Here is a 12,673-nt window from a genome sequence, read left to right on the forward strand (position 1 = left end):
TGCTCCTGTGAATGTCACGCCCGTCAGGGCGAGCGAGGCCCCGGGTGGAGCCGCGCCACCCGTCGAATGAGAAAAAGGAAACGGCGCGCCGGCTCAGCGCGGCGCGATCAGCACCGCACGGCCCGTGGATGTATCGTCCGCGGGCCGCAGCCCGAGCGGTATGCGGGCGTCGTGGAGGTAGCGGTAATGCTCGCGGGCATCGACGAGCCGCGTGCGGTCGAGCCGCGTTGTCAGCACCGTCTCCGCCGCCGGCGCTTCGTCGACGACGTCGCCCCACGGATCGACGAGCGCCGACTCGCCGGGGAACGTGAGGCCCGCCTCGCCCGTTCCGTAGCGATTCACGAGCGCCGCGAACATCTGGTTTTCCATCGCCCGCGCGACGATCGCGCGGCGATGCACCGGCCCGAACGGGTCCATGTTGCCGTTCGTGACGATCAGCAGGTCCGCTCCCAGCGACGCCACCGCACGGGCGGTTTCGGGGAACTCGATGTCATAGCAGATCAGCAGGCCGACCATGAGGCCGCGAAACCGGCAGACCTCGAAACGGTCGCCCGCTTCGTACACGCCGACGTCGGACGCCCACAGATGGGTCTTGCGATAACGCAGCACGATCTCGCCGCGCTCGTCGATCAGCACGGTCGTGTTGTAGAAGCGTTCGCCGTCGCGTTCGGACAGGCCGATCGCGACGCCCACGCCGGCCTCGCGCGCGGCATCGCGCACGCGGGTCAGCGACGGGCCGTCGAGCGGTTCGGCGAACTGAGCGACGTTGTGGCGGTTCAGAAAACCGGAGACCGTGGTTTCCGGGAACACGATCAGATCGGTTCCCGGTTGGCGGCGCGCAATCAGATCGAGCACGCACTGCAGGTTCGTGGCGATCACGCCGTCCACCAGTGCGATCTGCGCCAGTTCGAGTTGCATGAATCAGGTCTCCTTTCATTGATTCGGGCGATATCGCATCGCAGTCATGCGCTGCGGTGCAAGGGTTCGGGCTATTATCAGCAAACAATATTCAGCGGAAATCACCCGGCAGGGTTACCACAATGGGGGAGAGGATGGCGCTCGAATGGAGCGATCTGGCGTTTCACCGCGAAATCGGCGCGGTCATCGAGGCGCTCGACGGACCACAGTTCTGGACCCGGCTCACCCGCACGCTCGAACGCCATGTCGCCTTCGAAAGCTGGGTCGCGCTGCGTTTCGAGCCGCGCGCCGCGCCGGCGGTCTGCGCCGAATCGCCGACGCCGGACGGCGCGGTGGACCTGATGTTCCGCGACTATCTCGCGGCGCTTTATCAACTCGACCCGTTCTACATCGATGCGTGCGAACGACCGGTGTCGGGTTTCGTCACGCTGGCCGACGTGGCGCCGGACAACTTCACGATGACCGACTACTACCAGCGGTATTTCCAGAAGAACATCGTCGGCGACGAGGTGCACTTCAACTGCCGGATCGACTCGCGGCAGACGTTCGCGTTCTCGCTGGGCTCGACGCGGCGCTTCAGCGACAGGGACTATGCGGTGCTGGCGGTCTGCGCGCCGTGGATCATCGCGTTGATGCGGCAACGCTGGCCGCACGAAACGTTCGATACGGCGCTGGCCGAGTCCGCGTCAGCAGTGACGCACAACGATGCCGCGCGCTTCGAGCGGATTGCGCAGACCGGCGGCCGCGCGGCGCTGACCTCGCGCGAGGTGGAGATCACGATGCTGACGCTCAGCGGATTTTCGACGCGGGCGATTGCGGAGAAGCTCGATATTTCGTTCGAGACGGTGCGGGCGCACAAGAAACACGTTTATGCGAAGCTCAACGTCAAATCGCAATCGGAGCTTTTTTCATTGTTCTATGAAGCGGTTTGAGTTTTGCGGGAAAAGACGCGTTGAGTGTCCCGGCCCGCGTCGGTAGCCGACAACGGCAAAACACCGGCTCAACGCGTGTTCCGTCTGTCGCCGCAATCGGTTGAGCGCCAGCCTGCCGCTAGGGTCGGCCAAGCATCGTCCCGCGGCATTTTTTGCTGCCGCAGCGGCAGCGGTATCCGTCGAGCGTCGCCTGATCCGTCTTCGGCGGCACTTCCAGCGCGTAGTCGATGAAAAGCTCCTCGCCGGGTCCGATGTCCCGGATCGCTTCGATGAACACGCGGTTGCCGTCCTCGATGGCCTCGCAGTTCGCCACGCACGCGTGATTGAGCCATCGCGCGCCGTTGCCGCCGCGGCCGCCGTCGATCACCCGGCCGTCCGAACGCCCGAACAGGAACGTATGCCCCTCCTCCGCGCGCCGCGAATGGTAGCGAGCCGCCTCGTTCCACGTGGTGACGAGCCCTTTGTATTCGAAAATGCGTTCGCCGGCGGCGAGCGGCTGCAGTGCAAACACGCCCTTGCCATGCACGGAGGATTTCCTGACGGTGACGCGTCTCATGGGCTCTGGAGTTCGAGGAAAGGCACGCAGTATAGCTCGCGAAAATGCAATGGAGACGTCTGCCAGCCGGCGTTTCCGGGCAACCTGTATCGACCTCGACCGCGGTGGTTCGCGCAACGAGAAACCGGCCACTCGCGCCGGGCTCAGCCCTGTTCGGGCTTCGCACTCGCGTCCGTCGCCCCGGTGTCGACGCGCCGGCCGCGCGCGATGTCGTCGCCGGCATTGCGCGCCAGCCGCCGCGTGACCAGGATCGACGCGAACGGGCATAAGCCGACCGCCACGAACGCCGGCCAGAAGTCGGACCACGCGAGCGTCGCGTGGCCGTTCAGCGTCCGCGTGATCTGCAGCACGATCCCCGCCACCGTCACGCCGAGGCCGAGCGACATCTGCTGCACGACGCTGCCGAGGCTCGTCGCGCGGCCCACGTCGCGGCTGTCGATCTCCGCGTAGGTCATCGAGTTGAGGCTCGTGAACTGCAGCGCGGGGAAAAAGCCGCCGAGCAGCACGACGGCCCAGATGAGCCACGTCGGCGTGCCGGGGAAAAACAGGCCGCAGGCGGCGATCGCCACGCCCGACAGCACCGCGTTGTAGATCAGCGTGTTGCGAAAGCCGAAGCGGCGCAGCACCGTGGAGGCGAGCGTGCGCATGAACATGCCGCCGAACGCCGACGCGCACGTGATGAGCCCGGATTCGAACGCGCTCATCCCATGGCCTTCCTGCAGCACGAGCGGCAGCAGGAACGGCACCGCGCCGAGGCCGATGCGGAACAGCGAGCCGCCGAGCACGCTCGCCTGGAAGGTCGGCACGCGGAAGAAGCGCAGATCGAGCAGCGGCCGCGGCACGCGATACGCGTAGCCGACGTAGAGCGCGAGCAGCAGCGCGCCCGACACCGCCATCCAGACCGCGGTGCGCACCGGCACGAGGCCGCCGTCAAGGAACGACAACCCCAGCATGAACAGCGACGCGCCGCCCGCCGACAGCGTGAAACCGGTCCAGTCGAGCGGCCCCGGATGCGGCTCGTGCGTGTTGCGGATGTGGCGGTTGGTCAGCCAGATGCCGAGGATGCCGATCGGGATGTTGATGAAGAAGATCAGGCGCCAGTGCAGGTAGGTCGTGATGAAGCCGCCGAGCAGCGGCCCGGCCGCCGGCCCGAGCATCGCCGGCACGCTCAGGTAGTTCATCGCGCGGATGTACTCGGAGCGTTCGACGACGCGGAAGATGATGATGCGCCCGACCGGCACCATCATCGCGCCGCCCACGCCCTGCACGAACCGCGCGAGCGTAAACGTGAACAGCGAGGTCGATGCGGCGCACAGCAGCGAGCCGGCGATGAAGATGCCGATCGCGACGCGGAATATCGTGCGGGCGCCGAAACGGTCGGCAAACCATCCGCATACGGGAATGAACACGCCGAGCCCGAGCACGTAGCTCGTGACGGCGACCTTCAGCGTGACGGGATCGTGGCCGAACGTGCGCGCCATTTCGGGCAACGCGGTGACGATCACGTTGGCGTCCACCGCCTCCATGAACATCGCACAGGCCACGATCACAGGGACAATGAAAGCCTTCAGGGCAAGGAGCATGGACAGCTGACGGACGGCGGCCGGAGCGGGAGAAGCCGGGATTATCGCATTGATCGGGCAGGGTTTCCCGCGATGACCGTGTCGTCATGCGCGGGTCGTGGGGCGGCGAACCGCGCGTCGCCGGTCGCGGGCGGGTGCATGGCCCCGGCGACAACGACGGTCCGAACCCCCGATGCCCCGCTGCCCAAACCCGTCGTCAGGAACCCGTCAGCTTCAGGTATTCGGTGCCCAGCGGAGTCAATTGCCCCTCTGCCCCAAGCAGGCTCGTGAAATGAGGGTCCGGGTTTTCGCGGCCGGTGAACCACGCGTAGCGAAACACGTCCGGGCGCATTTCGCAGGTTGTCACCATCTCCTGCATCTGCGCCTGCTGGGCCGCGAGCGTATCGATCTGCGAACCATCGCTGCCGCCATGCCAGTTCGCGAATTCGGTTACCCAGATCTGTTTGCCGTATTTGTCGAGACGGTCCAACTGCTGTGCGAGCCCGTAGTCGTACCAATGCATCGCGAGATAGTCGATGCGTGGAGCCCGGCCGCCGTTGGCCGCCTCGTAGTCCGCATAAAACGCGTCGAGCCAGACGATGGGATCGGAATAACCGGGCAGCGTCCCCCAGTTCATCGCCGGGCCGACGATCTTGACGCCGGTCTGCGCGGCGATGGCTTCGTAGCGCGGCCATAACGCCGCCGCCTGCGACGGCGTCATGTTCGCCTGATCGACAAGATTCGGCTCGTTCAGCACGAGCAGATACTTGATCGACGGATGGGCGCTCAGGTACGCAACGATCTGCGCGTCATTGAAGTTGCCGTTCCACAGCATCGGGATGAATTCCATCCCGAAGCGGGTTTCATAGTCGGCGGGAAGCCCCGCGTTCGGCGTCGGACTCCAGTTGTACCACCAGCTGACGTTCGGCGACACCGCGGCCATGTCGCCTGCCGACGCCAGATCGTATGCCATGCCGCGCTTTGAATTCTTTGCCGTCGTCGGCGGCGGCGCGGGCTGACCGTTCGGCGTGCCGGGCGAAGAACTGCTGGACGAACCGGCATCGCCTCCTCCGCCGCCGCACGACGCAATGCCGACCGCAATGGCCAACGCAAACAGGCGTGTCGTGAAACGGCGCGATGAACGGATCTGCATTGGATGCGAGCCAGATTAGGGTCCCTTCACCGTTTACGGCGTGCTGATCTGGACCTTTAGCGGCTGTCATCCGCCGCGAACGCGGGCAAGACCCGTTGCGCGGCGGCTCCATAGGTACCCGGTTCCCATAAAAGGTAACCCTTCTCCTCCGCTCGCCGGGGCGCATGAAGCGCGGCGCGGCGCTTCGATACGGCTCGCCGTCCGGCCCTGGCAGCGTGAACGCATCGGGTCGGCGCGTGACCGCCGTCCCCCGCATCAGCACGCGTCGTGGAACGACAACTCCACGCCGATGCGCTCGCCGCCGCGCACGCGGCTGATCGCATGCTTCAGATTCACGCGGTAATAACCGGCGCTGCCCTTGACCGGACGCTGCGCGGTGCTGATGATCGCCGCGTCGCCGAGGGTGAGCGGCAGCACCATCGGACGCGACTGCATGCGCGGGCGCTGCTCGGTCATCACGAACTCGCCGCCGTGAAAGTCGCGGCCGGGCTCGGTCAACAGCGCGACGACCTGAAACGGAAACACCTGCTCGCCATCGGCGCGTTGATGCAACGCCAGATAGTCGCCGTCGAGCAGCCGGTTCAGATGCGACTGCGGTTGGGTCTGCCCCGCCTCCCGGTTGAGCCGCACGAAAGCGTCCAGTTCGGCCGGGTAACGACGATCGGCGTCGAGGCTTTCGCTCCAGCGATTTGCGATGACGGCCAGATGACGATAGAACGCGATCCGCCATGCCATCCACGGCGCGGGCAGGTCGCCGCCGAAGTAGAACAGTTCGCCGCGTCCGGCGTCGTCCACGGCAAGCGTCACGCGGCGCAGCGCATTCGACATGCCCGCCTCGCGCCCAGCTTGGCGGGCGTGCTCCGGCAAAAGCAGGCGCGGCAACAGCGCGTAGCCTTCGCGGTCCAGTTGCTCGCCGAGGTCCGCCCAGTCGAGGCGATCGATCGCGGTGGTCGATGAGGTCATCGCAGGCATCCTGTTTCAGAAGCCCGGAAGGGTCGCGTTTCGCGGGCCGCCGGATTTCGGCGCGAGCGCCTTCTCGTGTTCGAGCAGCCAGCGTTTGCGGTGCACGCCCCACGCATAACCCTTGAGTTCGCCGTTGCTCGCGATCACGCGATGGCACGGCACGACGATCGCGACCGGATTCGCGCCGTTGGCCGCGCCGATGTCGATCGCCGCGCGCGGGTCGTCGAAGCCGAGTGCCTTCGCGAGCTTGCCGTAGGTCGTCGTGCTGCCGACCGGGATGCGGCGCAATGCGGCCCACACGCGCCGTTGCAGATCGGTGCCGGCCGTCGCGGTCGGCAACGCATCCAGCGCGTTCAGATCGCCCGCGAAGTAGCGGGCAACGGCATTCGCGATGCCAGCGGGCGCGGGTCCATCGGTCAGGTCCGCCGGCGCGGCGCTGCCGTCATGCTCGCGCAGACCGCGATGCAGACGCGACCTGTGATCCGCGAAATCGAGCGCCCTGATCTGCTGCCGTTCGTCCGTGACAAGCAGCATGTCGCCGAGCGGCGACGCCAACGGGCTCAAGAACAGTTTCATCACGCAATCCTCATTCGATGAAACGACTCGCGCGCCGGCCGGTGACCGGCCGTCAACGCGAATCGTGAAAAATCAACCCGACGGTGTGGCGTTTCCCGCGCCGCACGACGCTGACGCCATGGCGCATCGCCACCTTCCGGACGCCGCCGCGCTTCGCCGCCGCCGGACGATGATTGACGGTGAACACGACCGCATCGCCCCGGCGCAACGCGACGACGTCGGCATGCTGCCCGTTCGACGCGGTCTCCGTCATCACGAACTCGCCTCCCGCGAAGTCGTCGCCGGGCTCCGACAACAGGATCGCCACCTGCAACGGAAAAACATGCTCGCCGTAGAGATCCTGATGCAGGCAGTTGTAGTCGCCTTCGCCATACTGAAGGATCAGCGGCGTCGGCCGCGTCTGTCCCGCCGCGCGGCACCGGCCGAGAAACGTGTCGAGATCGGGCGGATACTGCACGTCGATGCGCAACAGCCGGTTCCATCGATTGGCGATCGGCGCGAGATGCGGATACAGCGCGTGACGCAGCCGGTCGAGCAGCGGCGGCAGCGGATACGCGAAATACTTGTACTCGCCGCGTCCGAAGCCGTGGCGGGCCATCACGATCCGGCTGCGATAACCGTGCTCGCTGCCGTACATCGCTGCCAGGCTTCGACATTGATCCGCATCCAGCAGGCTGGGCAATATCGCGTTGCCGCGAGCGTCGAGCGACTGCTCGACACTAACCCAGTCGAATGCGTCGGCCTTCGTGGCGGGTTTCGTGTCGGCCACGTTCGCGGCATGGATTTTCATCACGCGCGCTCCTCCACGAGCAGCGCGCGCTTGCGATCAACGTCCCAGCGATAGCCGGAGATCGGACCTTCGACGCCGCGGCCGGGCGCACGGTAGGGGTATTTGAACGCGGAGAACGAACGGGTTTTCATGGCGTGTCACTCGATGAATTGAAATTCGATGAATTGAACAGTGAGTGCCACTTTAGGCGTTTCACCGCGCGCGGGAACTCCGCTCCTTGCGGTTGAATTCTGCGCGGCCGCCGTCGCGACGCCCGAGCCCGCCCGACGAAAAACCCGCGCGAATGGCACCGCAAGAAACGGGTATCAGAGCATGAAGGCGATCGATATCGTTCGCTCCACGGAAAAGCAATCCCGCTTCTCCGTTCATCGAGATCAGCAAGGAGTCGAACATGTCGAAGGAAGAGGACAACAAGGCGATCGTGGGCCGCTGGTTCACGCGCTTCTGGGGCGAGCAATGTGACCTCGGCGTCGTCGACGAGATCGCCGCGCCGGACATGCTGCTCAAGTATTCGCTGCACGAGCCGCGCCGCGGCCGCGACGACATCAAGGCGTTCATGACCGGCTTCCGCGCGGCGTTTCCGGACCTGAACTTCTGGGGCGTCGCCGACCTGATCGCCGAAGGCGACTATGTGGTCGGCCAGTGGGAAGGCGGCGGCACGCACACCGGGCCGGCGTTCGGCGACTTCCTCGCGGGGTCGCTGCCCGCAGCGTCCGGCCGCGCGATGCGCTTCACCGGCACCACGGTGCTGCGCCTGAAGGACGGCAGGATCGTCGAGGAACTCGGCCTCGACGACGGCGTGACCGCGCTCACGCAACTGGGGCTCATCAGGACGGTTTGAGCGCGGACGGCGGCCGTTGCGGTTGCAGCGTCCTCGGGAACGCGGGCCGGCGAAAACCGGCCTGCCCGTGCTCGACGACGCTCGTGATCCAGTTGAACCGCGAAAAACGGAGCGTGTTTTCCGCTCCGCGGCCTTAGCGTGATCGCATCCTGAACACGCAACGAAGCCGGATCATGCTGCCACGCCTGCCGTTTCATACGCTCGCGGCGCAGCGCGAAAACCGCGGAAACGGGCTGCGCCCGGAACTGCATGCGCTGCTCGAACGCGGCCCCGCGGGAAACAGGCCTCAGCGCGGGCATCGAGCCGGACGAAGCCGGATTTCCGTGCGAACGTTCGGACGCGCCCGCAAATCACGAGAACCCGCCGCCGCCGGAGTGACGCAGCGCGCGCGCCTCGCGGGCATCAACTCGATGCGACGCTTTCCAGCACGAAGTCCTTGATCTCGCGCCGCGCGTCGTCGGATACCTGAACGATCTCCAGTCCGTAACGGAAGCGGTCGCCGTCCTGGCGGCGGTTCCTCACCTCGACCACGACCGCGACGGGCCGCGTGCGGCTGTCGACGGACAGGCTCATCGCCAGTTGCGCGCTTTGTCCGACGATCAGGAAATCGTCTTCCGTCGAGATGCCGAACCCGACCGAACTCATGTTCTCGATCAGCACGTCGGCCGTCGGGCGCTGATATTCGTGCGTCTGGAGCTTGCCGATGATCGACGTCGGCACCCGATGGTGCCGGCGCACGATCGCCTGCGAAACGACCTCGGGATACTTGAGAAAGTGGCAGCCGAGCGGTCCGGCGCTTTCGGGCAGCAGCCGCGTGTTGAAGCGGAACACGCGCGACCCGGTGAAGAGCCGCGCTTCGTAGACCATCCCGGTCGTGAGCGTCGGCGCGTCCTGTCGCGTGTGACGGGCGATCAACGCCTCGTCGGGAATCACGCCGGCGAGTTCCATGCGCAGCGCGTCCGTGCTGCCCGCCTGCGTCAGGTGAAAGAACTCGACCTTCTGCCGCAGATTCGGCAGCGTCGGCCCCTTGCGCGCGGCGACGGCGCTTTCGCCGGCCTCGCCGTGGTCCGCGGCGGCCGCGCCGAAAAGCAGCGCGCTTTTATCCGCCGCGCCGGCCGAGGCCGGCTCCATCGCGGCGGAAGCCCCGCTGGAAGCCGCGAACTGCGCCGGCACATTCTCACGGTGTCCCAGGCGATACAGGCGGTCGAGCAGCCACGGCGAATCGACCACGTAGCCCTTCTGAAGCAGCAGCTTGCCGTCGCTGCTATAAACCGCGAAATCGGTCGGTTCGCCAAGCCCTACGTCGCCGGAAGACAGTTTTATCAGCATCTTGTTGGCACCATCAGGAATCCGTATTCTCGCAGCCGCCCGCCGCCGCGCCCGCGGAGCCGGTCGCTCCCGTTCGCACCTCCGCGTCGCCCCGATCGCGGCCCTTCTTACTGCGCGCAGGCGCTGCGCTACCGTGCGCCGTCGACGACAGCGTCACCGTCCGTCCCCTCCCCCGAGGGACCGCGATGACCGCCGGCGGGCACAAACAGGGCATCGGGACCGAATCTTTCGAAACGATTTCAACGCCAGCGACAAAGAGTGCATTTATGCTGTTTCACCGTTATGACGGCAACGCTCCGCATCGGCAATCCTTTGTCGTGCATACGATACCCTGACTATTTCCTGCCGAACAGAACTTTTAACGGCGCTTTTACGGCCAAAGCAGAGGTCACAGCAGAGGCGCGGTGTGGCGCCCCACTCGCCGGCGAAGAATGGAGTAACGTAGCGTTTCCCCGACTTTAGCCAGCCATTGCCCCCATGTCCCGCTCCCGCCAGCTTCATCTCGGCGCGTTCATGCGGCCGGTCAGCCTGCATACCGGCGCATGGCGTTTCCCCGGCGCGTACCCCGATGCGAACTTCAACTTCGCGCATCTGAAGCGCTTCGTGCAGACCCTGGAAAAAGCATGCTTCGACGCGTTTTTCATGGCCGACCACCTCGCGGTGCTGAACATGCCGGTGAACGCGCTGAAGCGCAGCCACACCGCGACGTCGTTCGAGCCGTTCACGCTGCTGTCCGCGCTCGCGGCCGTGACCGAGCGGATCGGCCTCGTCGGCACCGCGTCCACGACGTTCGACGAGCCGTATCACATCGCGCGCCGCTTCGCGTCGCTCGACCATCTGAGCAACGGCCGCGCGGGGTGGAACCTCGTGACCACGTCGAACCCCGACGCCGCGCTGAACTTCGGCCGCGAAGAGCACATGGAGCACGACGAACGCTATCGCCGCGCGCGCGAGTTCTACGACGTCGTCACCGGCCTGTGGGATAGCTGGGCCGACGACGCGTTCGTGCGCGACGTCGAAAGCGGCCTGTTCTTCGATCCGGAAAAGCTGCACGTGCTCGATCACAAAGGCCCATACCTGTCGGTGCGCGGCCCGCTGAACATCGCGCGGCCGGTGCAGGGCTGGCCGGTCGTCGTGCAGGCCGGCTCGTCCGAGGCCGGCAAGCAGGTGGCCGCCGAAACCGCCGATGCGGTATTCACCGCGCAGCCGACGCTCGCGGCCGGCAAGCGTTTTTATGCGGACGTGAAGGGCCGCCTCGACCGGCTCGGCCGCCCGCGCGACCATCTGAAGATCCTGCCGGGCGCGTTCGTCGTGGTCGGCGACTCGCACGACGAGGCGCTCGAAAAACGCGCGCAGCTCGACACCTTCGTCCATTACGACAGCGGCATCGCCTCGCTGTCGATCGCGCTCGGCCACGACGTATCGTCGTTCGATCCGGACGGTCCGCTGCCGGAGATCCCGGAGACGAACGCGAGCCGCACGTCGCGCGAGCGCGTGGTCGAATGGGCGCGCGCGGAGCAGTTGACGATCCGCCAGCTTGCGCAGCGCGTCGGCGGTTATTCAGGCTTGCAGATGACCGGCACGCCGGTCGAGATCGCGGACCAGATGGAGCAGTGGCTCGTCGAGGAAGGCAGCGACGGCTTCAACGTGATGTTCCCGTATCTGCCGGCGGGTCTCGACGACTTCGCCGGCAAGGTGGTGCCCGAGTTGCAGCGGCGCGGCATCTTCCGCCGCGAATACGAGGGCACGACGCTGCGCGATCATCTCGGCCTGCCGCGTCCCGGCAACCGCTTCTTCGGCGGCGACCCGGGCCGCTGATCGCGCGTTGACCTTCCGCCGCCTCGCCCATGCGGCGCGTTTCCGGATAGCACCATGAACGCCAACCACGAACTCGCCGGCATGTGCCTGTGCCGCGCCGTCGAATACGCGGTGCGCGACGAATTCGCGTATGCGATGAACTGCCATTGCTCGCAATGCCGGCGCGCGACCGGCTCCGCGTTCAAGCCGTTCGCCGGCATCGAGCGGAGCAAGCTGCGCATCGCGCGCGGACACGACGCGCTGGCCGTGTTCGGCGACGCGAACGCGGAACACGACGTGCATTGCCGTCATTGCGGGTCGCTGCTGTATTCGGTGGTGAGAGCCGGCGCGTTCGTGCACGTGACGCTCGGCACGCTCGTCGATGCACCCGCGATCCGGCCGTCCGCGCACATCTTCGTCGGCTCGAAAGCGCCGTGGTTCACGATCACCGACAACCTGCCGCAATACGACACGCTGCCGTGACGCACGGCGGCCGGGATTCGCTCCACCGCGCTTGGTCCGCGCTGGCAACCGTGCAAAAGCCAACGCCGCGGTCACGCAACGACGAGCCGGTCCACCACCTGCCGCACGCCCTTCGCGGCCCACGCCGCGCCGCAGGCCGCGCGCCGCTCCGCGAGCGACGCGACGGTGCCCGTCAACGTAACGACGCCGTGCTGCACGTCGATGTCGATGCGCGAGAATTCGCGTTGCGCGCGCCGCGCGAGCGCGGCGGAAATCTGCGCGGCGACGTCGGCGACCGCATCGCTGTGGCGCACGACGATCTGGTTCGCGACGCCGACGACGCCGCGCATCGCGCCGACGACCTTCTCGGCCGCGTGGCGCTGGTAGCCCCAGTCCACTTCGCCGCTCAACGTCACGCAGCCGCGCTCGACCTCGACGCGGATGTCCTTCTCCGCGAGCCCGGCCTGCCACCGCAGCGCCAGCACGATCGCCGCCGCGAGGTCTTCGTCCTCGTGCCGCGCGCGCGGACGCTCCGGCACGTCCAGTTCCATCACCAGCGCGCGGCTGCCGGCAACGCGCTGCACGGCCTTCTGCGCGGCGAGCTTCTGCGCATAGTCCGGCACGGTGCCCGACAGCGTGACGACACGCTCATGCACGTTCACCCTGATGTTCGCCGCGTCCACCTGCGGATCCCACAGCAGTTCGCCCTCGACGTCCTGCTTCAATGCTTCGTCGGATTTCATCTGCGTCTCCGGTCGCCATCAACGATGCCCGCAGTCAGCATCGCGCCGCGC

The 12,673-nt window shown here is 66.5% G+C and carries 14 protein-coding genes; 4 read left to right on the top strand and 10 right to left on the bottom strand.

The genetic code is table 11. The annotated features are described in order from the left end of the window. Positions 1 to 93: 93 nt before the first annotated feature. Positions 94 to 918: a carbon-nitrogen hydrolase family protein gene (locus BLV92_RS27020; RefSeq protein WP_090551567.1), complete on the bottom strand. Its 825-nt coding sequence runs from the start codon at positions 916 to 918 to the stop codon at positions 94 to 96. 134 nt (positions 919 to 1,052) lie between these two features. Here BLV92_RS27020 and BLV92_RS27025 point away from each other — a divergent pair, with 134 nt between their 5' ends. Continuing rightward, positions 1,053 to 1,850: a helix-turn-helix transcriptional regulator gene (locus tag BLV92_RS27025; RefSeq protein ID WP_090551568.1), complete on the top strand. Its 798-nt coding sequence runs from the start codon at positions 1,053 to 1,055 to the stop codon at positions 1,848 to 1,850. A 118-nt stretch (positions 1,851 to 1,968) separates the two neighbouring features. Here BLV92_RS27025 and BLV92_RS27030 read toward each other — a convergent pair whose 3' ends face one another. The 7 genes from BLV92_RS27030 to BLV92_RS32775 form a co-directional block, all read right to left on the bottom strand. Next, positions 1,969 to 2,406 (bottom strand): SET domain-containing protein, encoded by a 438-nt coding sequence (locus BLV92_RS27030; protein ID WP_090551571.1) that lies wholly within the window; start codon positions 2,404 to 2,406, stop codon positions 1,969 to 1,971. A gap of 143 nt (positions 2,407 to 2,549) precedes the next feature. After that, complete coding sequence (locus tag BLV92_RS27035) at positions 2,550 to 3,989, bottom strand: MFS transporter (RefSeq protein WP_090551574.1); 1,440 nt, start codon at positions 3,987 to 3,989, stop codon at positions 2,550 to 2,552. Positions 3,990 to 4,185: 196 nt separating this feature from the next. Continuing rightward, positions 4,186 to 4,941 carry a glycoside hydrolase family protein gene (locus tag BLV92_RS27040; RefSeq protein ID WP_244283952.1) on the bottom strand — a complete coding sequence of 252 codons (756 nt, stop codon included), beginning with the start codon at positions 4,939 to 4,941 and terminating at the stop codon, positions 4,186 to 4,188. A 435-nt stretch (positions 4,942 to 5,376) separates the two neighbouring features. Next, positions 5,377 to 6,084: a 2OG-Fe(II) oxygenase gene (locus tag BLV92_RS27045; RefSeq protein WP_090551579.1), complete on the bottom strand. Its 708-nt coding sequence runs from the start codon at positions 6,082 to 6,084 to the stop codon at positions 5,377 to 5,379. 15 nt (positions 6,085 to 6,099) lie between these two features. After that, positions 6,100 to 6,660: a methylated-DNA--[protein]-cysteine S-methyltransferase gene (locus BLV92_RS27050; RefSeq protein WP_090551581.1), complete on the bottom strand. Its 561-nt coding sequence runs from the start codon at positions 6,658 to 6,660 to the stop codon at positions 6,100 to 6,102. Between the two features lie 52 nt (positions 6,661 to 6,712). Then, entirely contained in the window at positions 6,713 to 7,450 is a 738-nt protein-coding gene (locus BLV92_RS27055) for a 2OG-Fe(II) oxygenase (protein ID WP_090551584.1), read from the bottom strand. Continuing rightward, the gene (locus BLV92_RS32775; RefSeq protein ID WP_143040738.1) at positions 7,450 to 7,581 is read right to left on the bottom strand and encodes an MGMT family protein; all 132 of its coding nucleotides are present in this window, start codon (positions 7,579 to 7,581) and stop codon (positions 7,450 to 7,452) included. Before BLV92_RS32775 ends, BLV92_RS27055 begins: the two co-directional genes overlap by 1 nt. Before the next feature lie 260 nt (positions 7,582 to 7,841). Here BLV92_RS32775 and BLV92_RS27060 point away from each other — a divergent pair, with 260 nt between their 5' ends. Then, positions 7,842 to 8,291, top strand: a complete 450-nt coding sequence (locus tag BLV92_RS27060; RefSeq protein ID WP_090551586.1) for an ester cyclase — start codon at positions 7,842 to 7,844, stop codon at positions 8,289 to 8,291. A 402-nt stretch (positions 8,292 to 8,693) separates the two neighbouring features. On the opposite strand, the gene BLV92_RS27065 is transcribed toward BLV92_RS27060, so the two are convergent. Next, positions 8,694 to 9,620, bottom strand: a complete 927-nt coding sequence (locus BLV92_RS27065; RefSeq protein ID WP_090551589.1) for a PilZ domain-containing protein — start codon at positions 9,618 to 9,620, stop codon at positions 8,694 to 8,696. A 477-nt stretch (positions 9,621 to 10,097) separates the two neighbouring features. Here BLV92_RS27065 and BLV92_RS27070 point away from each other — a divergent pair, with 477 nt between their 5' ends. Together BLV92_RS27070 and BLV92_RS27075 are read left to right on the top strand one after the other, a co-directional pair. Continuing rightward, a complete protein-coding gene (locus BLV92_RS27070) occupies positions 10,098 to 11,438 on the top strand; it encodes an LLM class flavin-dependent oxidoreductase (protein ID WP_090551592.1) in 1,341 nt (446 codons plus the stop codon). Between the two features lie 54 nt (positions 11,439 to 11,492). Further along, positions 11,493 to 11,900, top strand: coding sequence for a GFA family protein (locus BLV92_RS27075; protein ID WP_090551594.1), 408 nt, complete (start codon positions 11,493 to 11,495; stop codon positions 11,898 to 11,900). 71 nt (positions 11,901 to 11,971) lie between these two features. Here BLV92_RS27075 and BLV92_RS27080 read toward each other — a convergent pair whose 3' ends face one another. Next, the gene (locus BLV92_RS27080; RefSeq protein WP_090551597.1) at positions 11,972 to 12,622 is read right to left on the bottom strand and encodes a BON domain-containing protein; all 651 of its coding nucleotides are present in this window, start codon (positions 12,620 to 12,622) and stop codon (positions 11,972 to 11,974) included. Positions 12,623 to 12,673 lie beyond the last annotated feature (51 nt).

Origin of the sequence: Paraburkholderia caballeronis (assembly GCF_900104845.1) — a bacterium.
GTDB classification, from domain to species: Bacteria; Pseudomonadota; Gammaproteobacteria; order Burkholderiales; family Burkholderiaceae; genus Paraburkholderia; species Paraburkholderia caballeronis.

Excerpts from the sequence above, each read along its gene's own strand:
- BLV92_RS27020 (WP_090551567.1), bottom strand. The coding sequence starts at position 918 with ATGCAACTCGAACTGGCGCAGATCGCACTGGTGGACGGCGTGATCGCC.
- BLV92_RS27025 (WP_090551568.1), top strand. The coding sequence starts at position 1,053 with ATGGCGCTCGAATGGAGCGATCTGGCGTTTCACCGCGAAATCGGCGCG.
- BLV92_RS27030 (WP_090551571.1), bottom strand. The coding sequence starts at position 2,406 with ATGAGACGCGTCACCGTCAGGAAATCCTCCGTGCATGGCAAGGGCGTG.
- BLV92_RS27035 (WP_090551574.1), bottom strand. The coding sequence starts at position 3,989 with ATGCTCCTTGCCCTGAAGGCTTTCATTGTCCCTGTGATCGTGGCCTGT.
- BLV92_RS27040 (WP_244283952.1), bottom strand. The coding sequence starts at position 4,941 with ATGGCATACGATCTGGCGTCGGCAGGCGACATGGCCGCGGTGTCGCCG.
- BLV92_RS27045 (WP_090551579.1), bottom strand. The coding sequence starts at position 6,084 with ATGACCTCATCGACCACCGCGATCGATCGCCTCGACTGGGCGGACCTC.
- BLV92_RS27050 (WP_090551581.1), bottom strand. The coding sequence starts at position 6,660 with ATGAAACTGTTCTTGAGCCCGTTGGCGTCGCCGCTCGGCGACATGCTG.
- BLV92_RS27055 (WP_090551584.1), bottom strand. The coding sequence starts at position 7,450 with ATGAAAATCCATGCCGCGAACGTGGCCGACACGAAACCCGCCACGAAG.
- BLV92_RS32775 (WP_143040738.1), bottom strand. The coding sequence starts at position 7,581 with ATGAAAACCCGTTCGTTCTCCGCGTTCAAATACCCCTACCGTGCGCCC.
- BLV92_RS27060 (WP_090551586.1), top strand. The coding sequence starts at position 7,842 with ATGTCGAAGGAAGAGGACAACAAGGCGATCGTGGGCCGCTGGTTCACG.
- BLV92_RS27065 (WP_090551589.1), bottom strand. The coding sequence starts at position 9,620 with ATGCTGATAAAACTGTCTTCCGGCGACGTAGGGCTTGGCGAACCGACC.
- BLV92_RS27070 (WP_090551592.1), top strand. The coding sequence starts at position 10,098 with ATGTCCCGCTCCCGCCAGCTTCATCTCGGCGCGTTCATGCGGCCGGTC.
- BLV92_RS27075 (WP_090551594.1), top strand. The coding sequence starts at position 11,493 with ATGAACGCCAACCACGAACTCGCCGGCATGTGCCTGTGCCGCGCCGTC.
- BLV92_RS27080 (WP_090551597.1), bottom strand. The coding sequence starts at position 12,622 with ATGAAATCCGACGAAGCATTGAAGCAGGACGTCGAGGGCGAACTGCTG.